Here is a 20,891-nt window from a genome sequence, read left to right on the forward strand (position 1 = left end):
CGTGCGATGAGGCAAATCTACGCCGTTCATGACATAGTCAAAAGATACAAAAAGCGTGAAATGAGGTAGGACATGAAGCCGGGCTATCACGAGATTTATTCCCGCTATCGCGACAACATCATGCGCGGCGTGCTGAAGCCGGGCGACAGGGTGCCTGCCATCCGCGTGCTGGCGGAAGAGCTGAAGGTGGCGCGTAAAACCGTCGAAACGGCGTACGCCATTCTGACGGGTGAAGGGTATCTGGTGAGCCAGGGGGCGCGCGGCACGCGGGTTAACCCGGACTTACTGTTGCCGGACAAGACAGCCCCCGCGGAACAGCCCACCGGCACGCTTCCGGCATCGCTCATCAGCCAGCGCGAGCGGGCGGGGTTTCTGCGCCCCGGCATCCCGGCCCTCGACAGCTTCCCGTATAAAAAATGGCTGCTGCTGGCGGGCCAGGCGACGCGGGCTATGCGTCAGGAGGAGATGCTCAACCCGCCCGTACTGGGCTGGTATCCGCTGCGCCAGGCCATCGCCAGCTATCTCAACATTTCGCGCGGGCTGTCCTGCAGCGCCGAACAGGTGCTGATCACCAGCGGCTACAGCGGTAGCCTGCGGCTGATCCTCGACACCCTAGCCAGCCGCAGCGACAAGGTATTGTTTGAAGATCCGGGCTATTTTATGGGCCAGCAGCTGCTCAAGCGGATCGTGCCGCGCCTGCACACCGTGCCGGTCGATCGCTGCGGCATCGATACGGACTACCTGCTCCGTTACCATCGCGACGCCCGTTTTGCCATCGTCACCCCGTCGCATCAGAGCCCGCTGGCGGTAACGCTCTCCCTGCCGCGCAAGCAGCAGCTGCTCGACTGGGCCAGCCAGAACGAGGCGTGGATTATCGAAGACGATTACGACGGGGAATTCCACTATACCCGCAAGGTGCTGCCGTCGCTGAAAAGCCTCGACCAGCACGACCGGGTGATTTTTATGGGCACCTTCAGTAAAACCATCATGCCGTCGCTGCGCATGGGCTACGTGGTGATGCCCGCCAGCACCGTCGGAGCCTTTACCGACTGCGCGGACATCACCACCAGCGGCCAGCCGGTGCTGACGCAAAAGATCCTCACCGCGTTTCTCAACGAAGGGCATTTTTTCCGTCATCTGAAAAAGATGCGCGCGCTGTATCAGACCCGCCGCGACTGGATGATTGCCGCCCTGCAGGAGGTGTATGGCGATCTGTTTTTCACCGAGCAAAACGACGGCGGGATGCATATCGTGGCGTTCCTGACCAAAGGAAGCCGTGACCGGGAAGTGGCGCGCTGCTGGCAGGAACAGCAGCTGCAGGTCAATGCGCTCTCGGAGTGGTATCGCGGGTCGGGCAAACGCTACGGACTGGTGATGGGCTATAACAACGTGCGGTCGTATCAGGAGGCGCTGGATTTACTGGAAAGGCCGAAGCGGCAGACGTTTGAGCTGTTGCGCTGAACATCGCCGGGTGCGGCTGCGCCTTACCCGGCCAGGGGTTTAAATATCATTGCGGGATAAACCAACGTCCTTCAGCTGCTCGTCGCTCATCTGGCTCAGGATGCGGCGGGTACGGTTGATTCGATACCAGTTGCAGATCGTTTTTCCGATCCAGACAAACACGACGAACGGACGTTTTGAACGATTCTCGTAGAATTCCATGATGCTCTCCTCACTGTGCCAGTGGGGTTATCATCTCGGAAATCCACCCGTGCAATACAGATGCAAAAACAGCTTTTGTTTAACATACAGATCCGCTAAAACAGTATCTGCATGCCAATTTTCGCAGCAATCTGTACTGGTTTTATAATCTGTATGGTGAAAACAAAGGATACAGCATGACGCGCTATCAACATCTCGCCAACCTTCTGGCAGAACGCATTCAACAAGGTCTGTATCGCAGCGGTGAACGTTTGCCGTCGGTGCGTGCGCTGAGCCAGGAGCACGGCGTGAGCATCAGCACCATACAGCAGGCCTACCAGATCCTCGAAAACCTCCAGTTGATAACCCCTCAGCCGCGCTCCGGCTATTTTGTCTCGCCGCGCAAGGCCCAGCCGCCCGTCCCGGCGATGACGCGCCCGGTGCAGCGCCCGGTGGACGTTACCCAGTGGGATGAGGTGATGATGCTGCTGGACGCCCGCGCCGACAAAGAGATGATCTCCTTTGGCGGCGGTTCGCCGGACATTAACCAGCCGAGCCTGAAGCCCCTGTGGCGCGAGATGAGCCGCATCGCGCAGCATAACCCCGGCGAGATGCTGAGCTATGACGTGCTCGACGGGCGCCTGGAGCTGCGCGAGCAGATCGCGCGCCTGATGCTGGACGGCGGCTCCACCGTCTCGGCAAGCGACATTGTGATTACCAACGGCTGCCACGGTGCGCTATCAATCGCCCTGCTCTCGGTATGCAAACCTGGAGATATCGTGGCGGTGGAATCGCCGTCGTTTCACGGCACCATGCAGATGCTGCGCGGGTTTGATATCAAGGCGATTGAAATTCCTACCGACTCTGAAACCGGGATCAGCATCGAAGCGTTAGAGCTGGCGCTGGAGCAGTGGCCGATCAAAGCAGTGATTCTGGTGCCCAACTGCAATAACCCGCTCGGGTTTATCATGCCGGAGGCGCGGAAAAAACAGGTGCTGGCCCTCGCCCAGCGGCACGATATCGTGATTGTTGAGGATGACATTTACGGCGAGCTGGCGGCGGAGTACCCGCGCCCGCGCACCATTCATTCGATGGATATCGACGGACGCGTGATCCTCTGCAGCTCGTTTACCAAAACCGTGGCGCCGGGCCTGCGCGTCGGCTGGATTGTACCGGGACGCTACTACGACCGGGTGATGCACATGAAATACGCCGCCGGCGGGTTTAACGTGCCGGGCACGCAGATGGCGGTGGCGGCGTTTATTCGCGACGGTCATTACCATCGCCACGTGCGCCGCATGCGCCAGATTTATCAGCAGAATATGGAAACCTACACCTGCTGGGTACGGCAGTACTTTCCAGCAGAGATTTGCGTCACGCGCCCACAGGGCAGCTTCCTGCTGTGGATTGAGCTGCCGGAGAAGGTCGACATGGTGTGCGTCAGCAAGCAGCTGTGCCGGCTGAAGATCCAGGCCGCGGCCGGGTCGCTGTTTTCCGCATCAGGGAAGTACCGCAACTGCCTGCGGATCAACGTGGCGCTGCCGCCGACGGAGAAGCATCGCGAGGCGTTGAAGAAGCTGGGTGAAGCGATTGTGATAGCGATGGAGGAGGGCTAGTGCGGCCTGATGCCCTCACCCCGGCCCTCTCCCACAGGGAGAGGGAGAAAACCGTGCCGCACTACTCGTCGAAGTACCAGTATCCCTGGTTAATCAGCCCGGTGAGCTCTTCAACAAATGCCGGGTTTTTCAGCGCATCGCCCAGCTCGGCCTGGCCGAGTTCCGTGTAGCGGCACAGCGCATCCGCCGCCTTCGCGTCTACCGTCTCCAGCTGTTCGCTGTTGATAAAGAAGCTGCCGTTGACGTTCAGCACGCGCAGGCCGCTCAGGCGGGACAGCGTTTCGCCGCCCTGCAGCGCGTCCAGCACCTCTTCCGGCGCGTACGGCGGCTCGGCGGCGGCGATATCCAGCTCGTGGCGCGGCGTGGAGACAAAGCTGCCGAACCATTTTGTGAAATCTTCCGGCTTGCTAATCATGTCGAACATCATCTGGCGAATGCGATCGAGTTCGTACTGCTCCACGCGGCCCGGGTGTTCGCGACAGGTCAGATCCGGATCGCTGTAGTGCTCGCCGCCCAGATCGTTCTCCAGCGCGTAATCGGCGAAACTGCTGATCAGATCGCGGCCGTTTGGTCCACGGAAGCCGACGGAGTAGTTGAGCGCCGTTTCATGGGTAAAACCGTCGTGCGGGAATCCTGGCGGGATGTAGAGGATATCGCCCGGGGCCAGATCTTCGTCGATGATCGGCTCAAACGGATCGACATGCAGCAGCGCCGGATGCGGGCAGAACTGACGCATCGGCAGCTTGTCGCCCACGCGCCAGCGGCGGCTGCCCATCCCCTGAATGATGAAAACATCGTACTGATCGATATGCGGACCCACGCCGCCGCCGGGCACGGAGAAGGAGATCATCAGGTCGTCCAGACGCCAGTCCGGCAGAACGCGGAACGGACGCACCAGCTCCGCGGCGGGCATATGCCAGTGGTTCACCGCCTGCGCCAGCAGCGACCAGCCGGTTTCGCCCAGATCGTCGAAGTGCTCAAACGGACCGTTGCTGGCCTGCCATTTACCGTTGAAATGGCTTACCAGACGGCTATCGACCTCCGGCTCCATCGCCAGACCCGCCAGCTCGTCCGGTGTAATCGGGTCGACAAAATTCGGGAAGGCATTTTTCAGCACAACGGGTTGTTTTTGCCAGTATTTCTCAAGAAATTCCGGCCAGTTCAGGTTCAGTTGATACGCCATGGGTAGCACCAGTGAGAAGGGAAACAGGCGCGATTATGGTGGAGAGCGTGGAGGGCTGCTTTGTCGTGGGTCAAGCGCAGATGATTTGCCTGCCACGCGCGTGTTGGCAATGATAAACCTGGTCATTAGGTGAAGTGGTATTAAAGTAAAACTTAAATGATAATTTTTCCTGAACCTTTTCCCCTGTCCGATGTTTACTTTTACTCAAGACATCTTACCTCTTAAAACTGGTAGTTTTTTAATTTTAAGAACAAGATTAGTATTAGAGATTGTCATTTTTTATATTTAGCTCTAAGCTATTTTCTTTTGCATACCTGGCTCATTAAAGGCAATGATTAGAATCACAAGGACCGTTGAGAGCGAACATTGCTTACAAGAATATATTTCAACGTTTTCTGTCGTAAATAATCTTATTGACCGACACCTTTCTAAAACTTATCTAAATCTTTTTGCCCGCCCTCAGCAGGCTGAAGATGGTGCGGTTGAATGGTATAGCGAAATAAATGGTAAACCCCAACGCTTTAACGCTTTAAACGTCGTTGAGCGAGACAAAATCGCCATACTCCTCTCACAAAAGCTGGCGGCACTCACTCAACTTCATCAAACACTCTCGACTAGCGCGCAGACTTCTCCCGAAACACTGCAGTTACTGGCAAAAATAGCCAGACAGCCCTCACCAGAAAGAATATGGATCGTTGACGGTCAGCCTGTGATTACAGGCTGGGACATCATGCCGGCAACTAAGTTGCCGGTAGAACAGCTGCCTAAAAAGCGTGGGTGGTTATGGCTGGGGCTTTTAGCGCTGGCTCTGCTTCTGGCTCTTGTTCTCCTGCGCGGCTGCTGGCCGACTGTCAAAGTAGTCACTCCTGCCGTTTCTCCCGTCCAGCCAGCCCCTGAGCATCAGGTCAAAATGCTCTGCCCGGCACAGCGGACAAAACAGCAGGCACCTGAAATGGTTATTATTTTTGATGCTTCTGGCTCTATGGCCATGAGCATGGATGCCACACCAGAAGAGATAATGCGGTGGATGCAGGATAAACCTGTACCCGGTATCGATCGTGAACCTCGCCGCATTACGCTCGCGCATCAATCCGCTAAACACATTATCGATGACGTGCCAAATGACATGGACATTAGCCTTATTGCCGCAGCTAACTGCCACCAGGTGAGCGCAACTCCGGCTTTCCTGCCGGAACAACGCGCTGAGCTAAAAAAGTTAATTGATAAAATCCAGCCGGTGGGTAAAACCGCTCTGGCAGAGGCGTTAGAAGAGGCGGGGAAACGAGTTAATGGCGTTGACCGTGATGCCATAATTCTACTGGTGACGGATGGGGAAGAGACATGCGGAGGCTCGCCTTGCGATGTCGCGCTTGAGCTAAAAAAACGTAAGCCCCGATTACAGGTCAATGTTGTCGATATCATGAATACCGGCGCCGGAAACTGTATTGCCAGCAATACAGGTGGAAAGGTATTTGCTGTCAATAATACGCAGGAATTTAATAAGATGATGAACAACGCCGTGAAGGAATATATACCGCAGGGTTGTGACTAACACATTAGAGAAAATGAATACATTGCCAGAAATATAGTTTCACAGTGAAACTTTTTTTGCGGTAATCGGATATGCGCAGGTCCCAATAATAAGTTTAGTTTAGGTCTAAACGTTTTCGGCCACTTGCCGATAATACTCAATATTTTGTTGCCACAAACAAATGACGCAGATTACCAGGCGTATTTGCGGCGTCCTTTTCCACAGTGGAACCAGCTTTCACTTGTTCGTTTAACAGCAAAGGCATGCAGCGTGAAAGAAATTTTTCTATGCAGTGACAAGCTCGATAAATATCAGTCGATGGGTGAGAATGGACAGGCAGTATATATTTCCGCATTACAGCTGCGTGAAACCCTACGACTTAGAAAACAAACGGCGGTTGCTGACACTTTAGCCATCCCGCAAATCAGCGAGCATGGCGATCGAATCGACTGGTATGCCCCGCTGGCCGGTGACGTTATTCCATGGACGGCCGCAACGGAAGCTGAGCGCCAGGCCGCGCTCGCGCAACTCGAAACCACCCATGCAGCGTTTCGCCAGATAAGTAATGAATTTGCCCAAAGCCAGCAGCCGGAACGCCGGCTCTTTGGGAAATTACTTGAAAAAGCGATGCAATTCCCCGATCAGCAGCACGTGTGGCTGGTAGGTGGAAAGCCGGTCATCAGTTTTTGGGGATTTGTGAACGCCACTAACCAGGCCCGCATCGAGCCGCTAGACTGTTTGCGTCCAATATCTACAGCCTTGCCTCCGCAATCAGCAAGTATTGAACCGGTGATACCAGAACGCACCTTTACGCATCAAAGGCCCGCCAAAAGACGCTGGTGGTTGCTCTTACCCGCATGGTTGCGTTGGCTACTGCCGCTACTTCTGTTACTCCTTTTAGCGCTACTGTTCTTACGGGGTTGCATGCCAGGCATAACGATCCCTGGTATTTCATCTTCTGTACCCGCTTTGCCCGCGCCCCACCTTCCAACAGCCGAATCTCTTGCGCCGTCGTCAAGGGCCATCATCAGCACAACAACGTCTAAGGCGAACCTGCATTCGACAACGGGCAGTGAGATTTTAAGCGCCACGGGCACTTCACTCACAACGTCACAAGAGCAATCAGCATTACAAACGCCGTCACAAAGCGCAGCAGCAACGGCATCTGCTGTGGATCCTGCGTCAGCCACGAATAGCCCTCATCCCGGCGGAACAGCACCTGCTCTCGAAGCGCCATCAGCCAATACCTCAGCTGGTGCTAAAGTCCCGTTGACCCTGCCTGCATCTTCACTGGCACAAGGAAATACCCGTTTTCTGGACGGGAACTGGCACGCAGGGGCTGGTATTCAGGATCAACGCACAGGAAAGCCCCTTAGTCTGAGTTACCAAATCAATGACGGTAAGGGCGAAGTACAGATGATCCGTGGCGACGGTGTGACCTGTCGTGGCGCGGTCAATGCGGCCATTCAGTCAGGTCATCTCGCCATTAACAATCAGGGAGAAGCACAGTGCTCCGATGGCTCACGCTACCAAATGCCAGAAATTCTGTGTGCTCCCGGCGCGCAAAACATTGCGAATTGCAAAGGCCGTTACGACGCCAAAACACTTTTCCCTATTTCGATGAAGCAGGAGGCAAGTCAGTAAATGCTCGCTGAACTCACTGATTTTAAAAAACAGGTCAAACTTATTCGCGACAGCGGGATCCAGTTCCTTGATTTCGCCTTTACCCTGCCAACGCGTAAAGAATATGGGGAATTTCTTCGTCAACAGGGTGACGAGGCTATTATGCGGCTTATCTATAATGAGAGGGAAGACAAGCTGCAGCTCCCTCTGCCTGACAGCGAACCTCCTCGCTACGCAGACTCCGACTACACATTGACGACCGAAGAGTCGCTACGCCTCTATCGCGGCCTCTGGTTACCGCTGCCATTTTTCCGCTTCAACCCGCCACGAGCCTTTGCTCACGGGCCCTATAACTGGTCACGCGTCCAGTTCCATGAGCTGCCTGAGCCGGATGAAAAGGGTAATACCTGGCGCGCTACTCTGATTTTTGATACCAAAATTTTCCCGGATCGCGAGAATACGCAGTATCTCGCACCAGGCGAGGATGATATCCGTTCAGGTGCGGGATTTGCTCTGGCACGCCATCCTCACGAGATGAGGGAGTTTCTCTCACTGCCATGGGTGGATGAATGGCTACGGGAAGTTTTCAGTACTCAGGCTCGCGAAGTATTACGCCAACATATTGATGACATTGATGAAAAACTTCTGCAGAAGGAACATCAGGCGCATTATCTTAACCTGCTGCATGTCCTGGCGACGACGATTGTCGTTCCTGAAGTACAGGTCAATGACGTAAAAATCCGGGACTCAGCGATACCTGTAGACCTCGTGCTGGACATTGGTAACTCACGTAGCTGCGGCATCTTGATCGAAGAACATCGTGACGACAATAAAGGGCTTTCTCAACTTTATCAGCTTCAGCTCCGCGATTTGAGCCAACCGCAATTTGTTTATAACGAGCCTTTTGACAGCCGTCTCGAGTTTGCCCAGGCCGAATTCGGCAAGCAGGATTTCTCGCTAAAAAGCGGGCGCAGCGATGCCTTCACATGGCCAACCATTGGACGCGTCGGCGGAGAAGCCTTCAGAATGGCGGCTCAACGCCTGGGTACCGAGGGCTCAACAGGGATCTCCAGCCCTAAACGCTACCTCTGGGACGATCAACCCTATTCACCGGGATGGCGCTTTAGCCAGGCCTTCGTGAAAAGTGACAGAGAGCCGTTAGCCACTGCAGCACCGCTGCTGTATATGGTCAACGATCAGGGGAAATTGCTCATTCGCCTGAAAAATGAAGAAGACCGTATGCCCGTCTTCACGCCGGTATACAGTCGTAGCTCGCTGATGACGATGATGTTGTCAGAGGTATTAAGCCAGGCTCTCATGCAAATCAACAGCCCTTCACAGCGGCTGAAGATGAACCACGCCAGCACACCGCGTCGTTTACGAAATGTCATTATGACTGTCCCTCCGGCGATGCCAAAGCCTGAGCGCGCTATCTTTGAGGAGAGCATGCATGACGCTATCCGCATGGTCTGGAAAGCGCTCGGCTGGGAAGAGATGGATTATGAAGGCGATGACCCGCAGTGCTTGAAGTACGCCCATCCTGGCGTACACGTGAAGTGGGACGAAGCCACCTGTGGGCAGTTGGTATATCTCTATAACGAAACGCAGAACTACTTTGGCGGTCGCACGGACGAATTTTTTGCAGCTACTCGCCGTCCCGATACTCAAAAAGACACCAGCGATACACGCTCATTAAAAATCGCGTCGATTGACATTGGCGGAGGAACGACCGACCTCGTCATTTCTCGCTACACGCTGGATGAAGGCCAGGGCATTAACGTCCGAATTACCCCGAAACAGCTTTTCCGTGAAGGGTTTAAGGTAGCAGGCGACGACATACTGCTGGATGTTATACGGCTTTTCCTCCAGCCAGCAGTAAAAGCGGCCATGACCAAAGTCGGCCACAGCGATCTTGCAGCCGAATCAATGATGTCACAACTCTTCGGTAGTGAATCTATCGAAGCCGGAAAACAGGTATTACGTCAGCAGCTTACATTGCAGATCTTCGCGCCTCTGGCGTTATCTATTTTGCATCGCTATGAAGAGTACTCCCCGGAAAATGGGCGGGAGATACTGAATTACACCTTCCGTGAGCTACTTGCCGATAATCTTCCAACCGAGAAAGTACAGGATTACGTAAACGACGTTGCCCGTTCCGGACAGCTTGCGAGCGAAGTACCGTTCTCCATTCTGGATGTACCGCTGGAATTGGATCTTGCGCGTCTGCACAATGAATTTATCGACCCTCGCAGCGGGCGAATGAACATTTGCCACAGCCTGCGCGCGTTGTGCGAAGTGCTTTGGCACTACAACTGCGATGTATTACTTTTAACCGGTCGTCCATCTCGCCTGCCGGGAATTCAAGCGCTCATTCGCCAGCTTCAACCTGTTCCCCCTTCTCGCGTACTGCCACTCCACGGTTATGAAACCGGTGGCTGGTATCCGTTTAACAAGAAAGGATGCATTGACGATCCGAAATCGACAGCCGTTGTGGGGGCGATGCTCTGCCTGTTAGCGGAGAAATCCAGACTCAACAACTTCTTCTTCCGCACTGCGAACTTTAAGCCTTATTCAACCATCCGCTATGTCGGGATGCTTGATGGAAACAATGTGATTAAAGACAGCAATGTCGCCTATCGCGATGTTGATTTGGACTCCGCTGATTTCCAGTTACCGGAAGGGAAAGGCTTTGAAGCACGGGGGGAAGTACGTATCGGTTTCCGCCAGCTTGATAACGAACGCTGGCCATCGACCGCACTTTATACCCTAAAAATTACCAGTGCGAACCTGGCAAGCGAGCTGTCGGGTGATGCTGTAATAAGCATCGGTTTAACCGCAGAACAGGGACGTGGACGTAGTAGCGAAGAACCGGTCAGTCCGGAGCGCTTCCAGATTGGCTCGATGGAAATGGAAAACGCACAGCGCGGTTATGGCCGTAGAGATGTTGCATTCCAGTTGAACACAATGGTCGGTAACGGGCTGAGTGAAACCCATTACTGGCTGGATAGCGGGAGTATTAAAAGCTAATGAGCACTATTCATCCCAACACCATTATCCAGGGCTGGAATGGCGTCGAACAAGGTGCAGGCCGGGCCATTGACTGGATCGCAAGCGTTCGTCAGGACGCGCCGCGCCTGAACACTGAAGCCGATCGCCTGACCATGAACTTGCGCCGCAGCCGTAACAAAGCACGCAGGCTGGCGCAGGCCGCAGCGAAACCGATGACAATCGGCTTCTTTGGCTTGTCGCAGGCAGGCAAATCGTATCTCATTTCCGCGCTGGCTGCGGGTGAAAACGGAAAGCTGGAAACACGCCTCGGCGGCAATCAGCTCGATTTTCTGACCCACATCAACCCGCCTGGCGGCGGCAAAGAGGCGACGGGTCTTGTTACCCGGTTTAGCCGCAGTGATCAGAGCACGGACGACCGCTGGCCTGTCACGTTACAGCTCTTCAACGAAGTGGAAATGGGGAAGATCCTCGCCAACGCATTCATCCATGACTTCAACCAGGAAAAATTTGACTGGCAGTTCGATGAAAAACGTATCAGCGATCTGTTAACGTCCCTGTCGAAACGACGCCTGACCTCCCGCAGCCCTGGCGTGACCGAAGATGACGTAGTTTCTTTTTGGGATTACCTCATCCGCCATTCTGAGAAAACGCAAAGCCGTTTTGCCCTGACCTACTGGCCACAGGCAGTAAGCCTCGCACCATGGCTTTCTGTTGAAGATCGCGGCCAGCTTTTCTCCGTTTTATGGGGCGAAGTACCAGAACTAACCAATGCCTATATCCGTTTTGCCAACACGCTACAGCGTCTCGGTGGAGTGCAGGAGCTGCGTGCCCCACTGAGCACGCTGGTTCGTAACGAAAACGGCATGCTTCTCCAACGGGATAGCATCATGAACGTCGATATGCTGGAGCGGCTGAATACCCCGTCAGATCAGACTATTGAAGTCTGTCCTGTGGTAAATGGGCAAACGGGTGCGTCTATTTCGCTATCGCTGGCAGAGCTCACCGCGCTTACCGTTGAATTGCATATCCCGTTAATGGCTCCGCCTCGCGAAACAATCTTCGAAGCCGTCGACTTGCTTGATTTCCCGGGTTATCGCGGCCGTCTGGCGGTGGAGTCCATGGGTGATGTCACCCGCGAGGTTAAAAATGCAGAGAGCAACCCGCTAGCGCAGTTAATTTTGCGCGGAAAAGTGGCCTATCTTTTTGAACGTTATACCGAAAACCAGGAGATGAATGTCCTGGTGGTGTGTACGGCCTCAACAAAACAGTCTGATGTCAAAGAAGTGGGCGGCGTGCTGGACGAGTGGATCCGTTACACCCAGGGCGCCGATGCCGACGCGCGTGGTCGTCGCTTACCTGGCCTTGTCTGGGCATTAACCATGTTTGATCTGCGCATTAGCCAAAACCTTTCCCATGACGAAGCACTTCTTCGCCAGTCCTGGGGGCTTGGCGGGATGATCAAAATGGCGATGACAGAGCGTTTTGGCCAGTACAAATGGATGCAGGAATGGAGCCAGGGTCAGGCGTTCAATAACACGTTCCTGGTGCGCAAACCGCGCCAGCAAACGCCCTTTATCCGCATGAACGCAGGTAGTGAAGCGGCTTTCAACGACGACAATGGCGGGCAGCTTGCACTGATGCGGAAAACCTTCCTTGAAGATGAAGCTGTCGCTCGCTACATCGCGAACCCTGCTGAAGCCTGGGATGCGATGCTCACCCTCAACGACGGTGGTATGCGCCGAATGGCCGATTATCTGGCCCGCGTCGCCCGCCCTGAACTGAAACTGGAGCGGATCGCAGAACAGCTCGACGAGATCCGCCACGAACTGGTCGAAGGGGGACTGGGGAACTGGTACCAACCGGACGGCGAAGAAGAGCTGTCCAGAAAATCCCGAATTGCGCAAGAGATCCTTGCCACCCTGAAAAAACGCAGCGGCATGCACGGCGAACTGCTGGCGCGGTTGGTTCCGGCACGCCGCGATCTCCATGCACTTTACATGCAGCAAACGACCCTGTCTGCGCCTGAAGCAGAAGAAGATGCAGGATTCTTTGATATCGGTGTGGAAGATGCTTTCGAAAGCAGCGCAACTGCGGTGACGACGCACAGCCATGAGGTCGCTTTCGCGCACCAGAGCGTTCAGCTCTGGATTAACCATCTGCGCGGCCTGCCTGAAACCGCCGCCATGCTCAACTACATCAGTCTTCCGCGCCCGATTGCCGAAGCGCTGGTAGACGAATTGATCACGGGGTTATTGCGTTCACGTGTCGAGGACGCGCTGGTCAATGCAATGAAAAATACCGAGCAGGCTGGCGTTCGTCGTGAACGTATGGTCGAGCGTCAGGTTTCACGCGTGCTTCACGTGATGAGCGATTTCATCACCTGGCTGGGCTATCAAAATATGCCGGAATCGAAACGCCCGGCCCGTCTCAACCAGCCCGAACAGCCGATCTTTACCCGTCCACCAACGTGCGACAGTGTGGTCTGGAAAGGTGATGAACGCCTGGCACGCCTGACGCCGCAACAGCTGAACTACAGTGCCTTCTTTATCATCGACTGGCTGGTTGGCCTGGAAGCACTCATTACCGAAAACGCAGGTCATTCTGCCGGACGCGAGATTAGCGTCGCGCAGAACGAAAATCTGGGCGTCATTCTCCGCCAGATTAAATCGGCAAAGGAGTAACTGGACGTGATCAAACCTGAACTTAAGACGCTGACCCCTATACAACCAGGATTCGCATTACTCTTGTTGAAAGGCTGGAAAGGCGATGCCGAGGGCGTCACAATCTCGGTAGTACGTAATCAGGATCGCCTGTATCTGGACAGCCACGGTGATTGGGTCAGTGGCGAGATTTTCCTCGCCCTCCCTCCACTGATACAAAATGAGGAGACGCCCTGCGTTCAGGTCGGCCCTTCTCTGATCGATCCACTACTCGCTAACCGCCAGGCGGCCTATCGCATCACCATCAAAGATGGAAGTAATAAGGATATGGGGATTCTGACCATCGCTGAAGGGCTACTTAGCTCCCAGGCCGGTGGTGAAAACCCACTTCCGGAAAATATACAGACGCTGAATGATACCCCCATCGTGCAGCCGATGTCCGTTCAAGAACCGGAACCTGTCGTTTTAGAACCTGTCGCAGAAAAGCCTGTATCTCAACAGCCGCAGAAGCCGAAAAGCAAGCTGCCGTTATTTGCGGGATTAGCCATTCTATTGCTCCTGCTGGCCGCTGCTGGGTGGTGGTTTACCCGTAAGCCAGAGCCTGCAATTCCAGCGGCACCTCCCGCACCCGTCGCGAAAACTACCGGGCCGTGTGGTGATGAACAAATGGCGAGCGGCAATGAAATGGCGTTCGTTAAAGGGTGCCTGCGTAGCCAGCCAAGTAGTGCACAACTGCTGGACGTCATCGCAAAAGCGAAAGCGGCAAAACATTGCGATATCGCTCAGCGCCTTTACGCCTATAAAGCCCAGTCCGGCGATACGCAGATGGCCGTTCGTTATGCACAAGAATATGACCCTAAAACCGCAAAACCAGGGGGATGCTTCAATCCTGACGCAGAGACAGCGGCGTATTGGTATGAGTCGGTTGTAAATCAGGATCCGCAGAATAACGAGGCCAAAGCCCGTTTAGCTGAGCTGAAGAAATAGGATAAATAATGAAATACATGCATTGGTTCAGTAGCCTGGTGTGTGCCGCAACGCTGGCATCCCCCGTCTGTGCCGCGGGTAAACAGCCGCTTTTGCAGGAAGGTAAACATGCGTTATTCCAGCGGGTACTGACTTACCCAGGCTGCCAGCTGTCCGCCAAAGCAGGTGAAGCAGGTAAAGAGCAGCCGGCCTTTAGTCGATTCTATGTTTACCAAAGGACAACGCAGGGTCAGGACACGTGGCTGCAGGTTGGGCCGGACAGCTTTGGTCATACCGCTGGCTGGATGAAATCCTCCTGCACCGTTGACTGGAAAATGCAGCTGACGCTGGCGTTTACCAATCCTGCTGGCCGTCACCCGATGCTGTTCTTTAAAGAGAAATCCGACGTTGAGTCTCTTCTGAACAGCAAAAACCCTGCGGCAACATTGCAACCAATGCTCAACAGTTTGAGCAGCCATAAACCGGTCCCGCAGGTTCTGGCACGCGAGCCTGATTACATGGTGGATCAGTTAAAAAACTTTTATCTCTTACCTGTTCTTGGCTCAGATGATGTGTTTACCGATACCGGCTTCCAGGTACGTGTACTCAACGTTGCCTCCGTCAGCGAAAAGTCGCCCGCAAAAAAGGCCGCGTCCGCTGCTGATGAAAAGAACATGATGAAAGGGTTCTCCGCCTCGGTTGTCTTTGTGATCGACTCCACCATCTCGATGGGGCCGTATATCGATCGCACCAAAGAGGCGATCGATAAGATCTACAAGAGGATCGAGAAGGAACACTTACAGGATCAGGTCAAGTTTGGCCTGGTAGCTTTTCGCTCCAGCGTGAAAGCGGTTCCGGGTCTTGAATACGACAGCAAGATGTATGTCGACCCCAATACCGTTAAAGATGGTAAAGACTTCCTCGCTAAAGTACATGACCTGAAGCAGGCTACCGTTTCCAGCAGCAAGGTTGATGAAGATGCTTACGGCGGGGTCATGACAGCGCTGGACAAAGTGGACTGGACGCAGTTTGGCGCCCGCTACGTTGTACTGATTACTGACGCAGGCGCGCTTGATGGCACAGATAAGCTCTCGTCAACCCATCTGGATGCCGCCCAGGTGCGTCAGGAAGCCGCCTATCGTGGCGTTGCGCTGTATGCGTTACATCTGAAAACCTCTGATGGTAAGAAAAATCACAGTTCTGCTGAAGCCCAGTATCAGGAGCTGACGTTAAATCCATTCCTGCACAAACCGCTCTACTATCCTATTGATTCAGGTGATGTAAATAGCTTCGGTAGTATGGTCGATAAGCTGGCGAATGCCATTACCGGCCAGATTAAAACAGCCTGGAGCGGCGAAGAAACGGCGGGGAGTGCGCTGGGGGCAAGCCCTAAATATGCCGGTAAGAAAGAAGATCCCATGCTCAGTGATGCCGACAAGTTAAGTAAGGCAATGCGTCTTGCCTATCTGGGTGAAAAGCAAGGCACCACGGCACCACCGGTATTCAAGTCATGGATAAGCGACCGCGATCTGATTGACCAAAACATCCCGGCGACCGAGGTGCGCGTACTGCTCACGAAAAGCGAGCTCAGCGATCTGAGCGATGTCATGAAGAAGATCGTCAATGCCGCCAATGAGGGGATGATTTCTCCGGATGACATGTTTGCCAGCCTGCGTTCTCTGGCGGCAACCATGGGCAACGATCCAAACCAGGCGAAAGGGAAAAATGCGACCCGCCTCGGAGAGATGGGACTGCTCGGTGAATATATCGAGAGCTTACCTTACCTCAGTGAAGTATTGAGCCTGGATGAAGAAACCTGGAAAAGCTGGGATGGCCTTGAGCAGGAGCGTTTTATCCGCAGGCTGAACACCAAGCTTAATTACTATCAACGCTACAACCAGGATGTAGACCGTTGGGTGGCATTAGCGCCCGATAGCGACCCACGCGATAACGTTTATCCGGTACCTCTGGAGAACCTGCCCTGATGTTGAGGATCCGCGATATGGAGATCAGCCGGGGCGGGACGCATGGCTATAGCGTCGCCCTCCCGCACCTCTCGTTGAAAAAGGGAGAGGTGGTCGCTCTAACCGGGCCTAGCGGGTGCGGTAAAAGCACGCTTCTGGAGATGATAGGGGCGATCCTCCGCCCAGCGCATCTTGCCGAGTACCGGCTCGCCGGTCGCGATATTTCAATACCGCTCATGGCTGAAAACGAGCCTGCCCTGGCCGCGCTTCGCGCACGCGAGCTTGGGTTTATGCTACAGCACGGCGGCTTGTTGCCCTGGTTACCCGTGATAGAAAACATCACTCTGGTTCGCAGGCTGGCAGGACTTAGCCTACAGTCAGCCTGGCTCGATAAGGCCATCGACACCCTGGGCGTGCGGCCGCTGCTGACAAGAATGCCTTCCCGGCTTTCTATCGGCGAGCGCCAGCGCGTTGCCTTCATCCGTGCGATTGCCCACCAGCCACGCTTACTCCTTGCCGATGAACCGACTGCGGCGCTGGATCCTGATAATGCAGACCGGCTGTTTGACCTGATGATCGGTTTGGTGCGCTCACTGGATATGGCAGCCATTATTGTGAGCCACGACTGGCAGCGCGTGACGCATTTTGGGATTGACCGATATCAGGCCGTGACCGGAGAGGGAAAAAGTGTCTTCTTACCCAGCTGATATGCCAGCGTCAGGCACCCTGCTGTGCCGTATGGCTCTGCGCGATCTCATTCACGATCGCAAGGTCGCGCTGTGCATCATCTTCTCTTTGATTGCCGTTATCGCACCGTTATTGCTGCTGTTCGGATTGAAGAATGGCATTGTCAGCCAGCTTCGCCATCAGCTTCTCGACGACCCTCGCACCCGGGAAGTACGTATGACGGGTAATGGTAATTATGATTTTGCCTGGCTTGATAAGCTCGCCCGCCGTTCAGAAGTCGGATTTTCGATTCCGTTGACTCGTTCGCTGAACACTCAGGCCGATCTGGTCCGAGACGGGCAACACTTTGTCCCGGGTGCTGAAGTGATCCCGACGGCCAAAGGCGATCCTCTTTTGCAGGATGTCAGAGCACCGGTCAAAGACAGCGATACCGTACTCAGCGCCAGTGCGGCACGCCGCCTTGGCGTGCAGACAGGAGATATCCTGCGCCTGATGGTGAGCCGAAAAAGCGAAGGGAAAAACCAACGCGCCACGTTCGCTTTAACCGTTACCGGCGTGCTGGATGACGCAAAATTTTCACGTCAAGGTGCCTTTATTACATTGCCTTTGCTTGTTGCTCTGGAAGACTACCGCGATGGCTTTCAGGTTCCCTTGCTGGGGGTCAGCGATGGCAAGCCGTTCAGAGAGAGAACCCGCTATTCAAGAGCACGTATCTATGCCAGTTCGATAGATGACGTTTCACTCCTCGCGCGGTGGCTGGAGACGCAGAACATTGAGGCTATCACTCAGTCAGCTCAAATTGAGTCTGTGCGTGCCATCGACCGTGTGCTGGGTATTATCTTTGGCGTGATTGCCTGGATCTCTGCATCAGGGTGCATCGCCTCGTTAGTCGGTGCCTTCATCGCCAACATTGATCGTAAGCGCAAAGATATGGCCGTGCTGCGCCTTCTGGGTTTTCGCCGTCGCTCTGTGACGCTTTTTATTATTATTCAGGCGCTGTGTTTGACCGGCGTCTCATACGGACTGGGTGTGATCATCTACCTGCTGGGCAGTGCATTGTTCAACCATGTGTTGGGCAGTTCTTTACCGGACCAGGCATTCGTCTGTCACCTTGACCCCCTTCATTTTATCGCAGCATTGCTCTGTGTCCTTGCCGTGGCGTTAGGCGTGGCCGCTATCGGAGCACTGCGCGCACTGAAAATCGAACCTGCGGAGAGTTTACGTGAAATCTAAACTGGCGATGAGCCTGGCTATCATTGGACTCGGGTACGCCTGCGCGGCTAATGCCACCTGGGATGAAAAGTTCTGGAACCCAAAACCTCTGGCCGATGACGTGATATTGCCTATGCCGTGCGACGGTGCCATGGCATTTCGCAAAGTCGCTATCCCGCTGAATAAACCGCTGGAAGATTACAACATCACGCTGGGGCAAGAAGGCGACGACTGGGGATACGTTGAACAATCTCGCCAGGAACACATTGCAGGCAGTTTCCCGGAGAAGGGTGGTAAGGGCCGTTATTACCTGATGGCCAAATATGAACTGAGCGACCTGCAGTATCGCGCGCTTTCTGGGGAATGCCCGACGACGGATATGAAAGGACGTTTACCGAAGGTGAGTATTGGCTGGATGGATGCCATGGTATTCGCAAATCAATACAACCTGTGGTTACGAAAAGAAAAACTTTCTGCACTGCCTGAAGATGATGGTCAGGCGGGATTTTTACGGCTTCCGACAGAAACCGAGTGGGAGTTTGCCGCACGCGGCGGGCTCGCGGTTTCCCCCGCAGAGTTCCGCGATCGCCACTTCCCGATGCCTGAAGGATTAAACGGTTATGTCTGGTTTGCGGGGGCACAGTCTGCAAATGGAAAACTTCAGCTTACCGGCCTGCTGAAACCTAACCCGCTCGGATTGCACGACATACTGGGCAACGCAGCAGAGATGATGTTTGACCCGTTCCGCCTGAACAAGCTCGATCGCCTGCATGGTAAGGCTGGGGGCTATGTCGTTCGGGGGGGCAGTTATATGACTCCTCAGGCGGATATCCGCAGTTCACTGCGTGGAGAGGAGCCGTACTATGCCAATGCAGGCGAGAATACAACCAAAAGCACCGGTGTTCGTCTGGTTTTAGTTTCCACAACCCTGACATCACGCGAGCGGGTGAAAGAGATTGAAAAAGAGTGGCAATCATTAGGCACGGGTAAAAAGGAAACACCTGCAGGCAAAGCTGATGATTCTCTAAAAAACCTGAATGCTATCTCGGCAAAAGTCCAGGATGACGCACTGAAGAAACAACTTGAGCAACTGCGCGGTGAGCTGCGCGCAAATAGCCAGCTTCGGGATGAACAACGGGATCAGGCAATACGCACATCGTTACAGTTGGGCGCCTTTTTGTGCACAAAAATGAAAGATGACGGCGAGTTTTACGATCGTCTCAACCAGCTCTTCACCAAAACCTGTGCCGCAGGCAGCCAGCTTGATGCTAATTGCTCCCGCCGTCAGGAACAGCTTGGTCAACATCAAAAAGCCCTTGATTTTATTACCAGTTATTACGCTGACACACTGGTAGACATGGGCACAACCTATGACAAACCCCTCATCGAACCGCAGGTCGCTGTCGTATTGCAACAGATGGCTGCACGCGGAAAAACCAACCTTAACGGTTATCTCGATACCTACTGGAAGAACCTTCAGGGGTACTGGAAAGATGGAAAAGTTGCGCGCGAGGCGTGGCTTAGTTCATGTAAAAAAAATAATTAAATAGTTCAGGAGATTGGAATGTTAAAGGTTATTCGCACAGCAGTGATAGCAGGAATGATGGTATTTCTGGCGGGGTGCCAGAATGGCAGTACGGGAAGTAGTGGCGGCGTCGACCCGCGCCTTGCCAATAATCAGGATGTTGAGTTTTTCAATAAATCAGGCTGGCAGGCCTGTGCTGGCGGCGCGGTAATCGGCGCACTGGCCTGCGCTGTCAGTAACTCCAGCAACAAAGCAGTATGTATGGCCGCCGCCGCTATCGCCGGTTGCGGTGTGGGTATGGGGGCTAACGCCTATCTGGATAATCAGCGCAAAAAATACGCCTCCAAAGAGCTGCAGTTAAACGCAACGATTAAGGATGTTGAAGCCGAAAACAAACGCATTCAGAACGCAACCAGCGTTGCAAAATCGGTTATCGACTCTGATAAAAAGACCCTCGCTCAAATAGAAAAAGATATGGCTGCAAACACGGTGAAAAAAGACGCCGTACAGAAGCAAATTAAAGGAGTGGATGCCAACATTGCTTACCTTCGTGGCACCATCACCGACATGAAAAAACATGAGAAGCAGTGGCAGGACGTTTCTGCAGACATGAGCAAATCCGGCAGTGATACCCAAAATCTGGATAGCGAGATTGCGTTGATGCGCGACAAAATTGGCTCTCTGCAGGGCGAGCTCGATAGCCTCTATACCCAGCGCACCGCGCTGAAAGTCGGTTGAGGGGAATAGCAATGCGTTATATTTTTCTTGCACTCAGCGCCCTCATATTAGCCGGCTGTGCCACTAACGCGCGAGATTGTGACCCGACAACCGGTGATGTCAGCATTATTACCAAATTTAACTGCAACTACTCCGGCACCTGGGATAAGCGCGTTGAAGATAAACAAAAAACGCTGCAATACGATCAGGAACTGAATAAAGAGTTCAAAGCGGTGAATGATGCGATTGAAAAAGAGAAAGCACTGAGCAATGCCAACGTAGCCAGTAAACAAAAATCGCAGCAAGAACTGCAAAAGTCGATGAACAATCTGCTCGCCCAGTTGAAGAAAAAAACAGCTGGCCGGGCTGATGCTCAAAAGCAAGTTGCAGACCTGGAAAAAAATATGAAGGAGGCGCAAAACAAACCAAGCGCTTCCGAATTGCAAAAACAGATGGAACTGCAGAAGCTGCAGGGACAGCTGAATGAATTACAAGAAACACTGGCTTCACAATAATAAAATAGCAGCCGGGTTACCGGCTGCTTTACCTGCTAAGGA

15 protein-coding genes are annotated in these 20,891 nt (G+C 53.9%); 13 read left to right on the plus strand and 2 right to left on the minus strand.

The genetic code is table 11. From position 1 onward, the window contains the following. The first annotated feature begins 72 nt into the window (after positions 1 to 72). Complete coding sequence (gene pdxR / locus LRM19_RS11890) at positions 73 to 1,461, plus strand: MocR-like pyridoxine biosynthesis transcription factor PdxR (protein ID WP_115876556.1); 1,389 nt, start codon at positions 73 to 75, stop codon at positions 1,459 to 1,461. A 39-nt stretch (positions 1,462 to 1,500) separates the two neighbouring features. On the opposite strand, the gene LRM19_RS11895 is transcribed toward pdxR, so the two are convergent. Continuing rightward, positions 1,501 to 1,662 (minus strand): DUF1127 domain-containing protein, encoded by a 162-nt coding sequence (locus tag LRM19_RS11895; RefSeq protein ID WP_045357378.1) that lies wholly within the window; start codon positions 1,660 to 1,662, stop codon positions 1,501 to 1,503. A gap of 176 nt (positions 1,663 to 1,838) precedes the next feature. On the opposite strand from LRM19_RS11895, the gene LRM19_RS11900 reads away from it, so the two are divergent. Continuing rightward, positions 1,839 to 3,257: an aminotransferase-like domain-containing protein gene (locus LRM19_RS11900; protein ID WP_111964141.1), complete on the plus strand. Its 1,419-nt coding sequence runs from the start codon at positions 1,839 to 1,841 to the stop codon at positions 3,255 to 3,257. Between the two features lie 61 nt (positions 3,258 to 3,318). On the opposite strand, the gene LRM19_RS11905 is transcribed toward LRM19_RS11900, so the two are convergent. Continuing rightward, positions 3,319 to 4,440, minus strand: a complete 1,122-nt coding sequence (locus LRM19_RS11905; RefSeq protein ID WP_271368946.1) for a ribosomal protein uL16 3-hydroxylase — start codon at positions 4,438 to 4,440, stop codon at positions 3,319 to 3,321. A 331-nt stretch (positions 4,441 to 4,771) separates the two neighbouring features. Between LRM19_RS11905 and LRM19_RS11910 the strand changes: the two genes are divergently transcribed. The 11 genes from LRM19_RS11910 to LRM19_RS11960 all read left to right on the plus strand — a co-directional run bounded on the left by LRM19_RS11910 (position 4,772) and on the right by LRM19_RS11960 (position 20,849). Next, positions 4,772 to 5,992 (plus strand): VWA domain-containing protein, encoded by a 1,221-nt coding sequence (locus LRM19_RS11910; RefSeq protein WP_115876559.1) that lies wholly within the window; start codon positions 4,772 to 4,774, stop codon positions 5,990 to 5,992. Between the two features lie 249 nt (positions 5,993 to 6,241). Further along, complete coding sequence (locus LRM19_RS11915; RefSeq protein WP_133293708.1) at positions 6,242 to 7,615, plus strand: SrfA family protein; 1,374 nt, start codon at positions 6,242 to 6,244, stop codon at positions 7,613 to 7,615. After that, positions 7,616 to 10,621, plus strand: coding sequence for a virulence factor SrfB (locus tag LRM19_RS11920; protein ID WP_115876561.1), 3,006 nt, complete (start codon positions 7,616 to 7,618; stop codon positions 10,619 to 10,621). Continuing rightward, a complete protein-coding gene (locus tag LRM19_RS11925) occupies positions 10,621 to 13,284 on the plus strand; it encodes a putative virulence factor (RefSeq protein ID WP_115876562.1) in 2,664 nt (887 codons plus the stop codon). Before LRM19_RS11920 ends, LRM19_RS11925 begins: the two co-directional genes overlap by 1 nt. 6 nt (positions 13,285 to 13,290) lie before the next feature. Then, positions 13,291 to 14,250, plus strand: coding sequence for a hypothetical protein (locus tag LRM19_RS11930; RefSeq protein ID WP_127729462.1), 960 nt, complete (start codon positions 13,291 to 13,293; stop codon positions 14,248 to 14,250). Positions 14,251 to 14,258: 8 nt separating this feature from the next. Next, on the plus strand, positions 14,259 to 16,214 hold the full coding sequence (locus tag LRM19_RS11935; RefSeq protein ID WP_271368949.1) for a vWA domain-containing protein: 1,956 nt from the start codon (positions 14,259 to 14,261) through the stop codon (positions 16,212 to 16,214). 17 nt (positions 16,215 to 16,231) lie between these two features. After that, a complete protein-coding gene (locus LRM19_RS11940; protein ID WP_164850646.1) occupies positions 16,232 to 16,900 on the plus strand; it encodes an ABC transporter ATP-binding protein in 669 nt (222 codons plus the stop codon). A 31-nt stretch (positions 16,901 to 16,931) separates the two neighbouring features. Beyond that, on the plus strand, positions 16,932 to 18,113 hold the full coding sequence (locus LRM19_RS11945; protein ID WP_232057367.1) for an ABC transporter permease: 1,182 nt from the start codon (positions 16,932 to 16,934) through the stop codon (positions 18,111 to 18,113). Continuing rightward, positions 18,103 to 19,638: an SUMF1/EgtB/PvdO family nonheme iron enzyme gene (locus LRM19_RS11950; protein WP_083239558.1), complete on the plus strand. Its 1,536-nt coding sequence runs from the start codon at positions 18,103 to 18,105 to the stop codon at positions 19,636 to 19,638. The genes LRM19_RS11945 and LRM19_RS11950 overlap by 11 nt, the downstream gene beginning before the upstream one ends. Before the next feature lie 18 nt (positions 19,639 to 19,656). Next, positions 19,657 to 20,355, plus strand: coding sequence for a hypothetical protein (locus LRM19_RS11955; protein ID WP_133293703.1), 699 nt, complete (start codon positions 19,657 to 19,659; stop codon positions 20,353 to 20,355). A gap of 11 nt (positions 20,356 to 20,366) precedes the next feature. Further along, positions 20,367 to 20,849 (plus strand): hypothetical protein, encoded by a 483-nt coding sequence (locus tag LRM19_RS11960; protein WP_115876568.1) that lies wholly within the window; start codon positions 20,367 to 20,369, stop codon positions 20,847 to 20,849. Positions 20,850 to 20,891: the final 42 nt, after the last annotated feature.

This window comes from Enterobacter sp. PI-10 (assembly GCF_027947695.1).
Lineage (GTDB): Bacteria > Pseudomonadota > Gammaproteobacteria > Enterobacterales > Enterobacteriaceae > Enterobacter > Enterobacter vonholyi.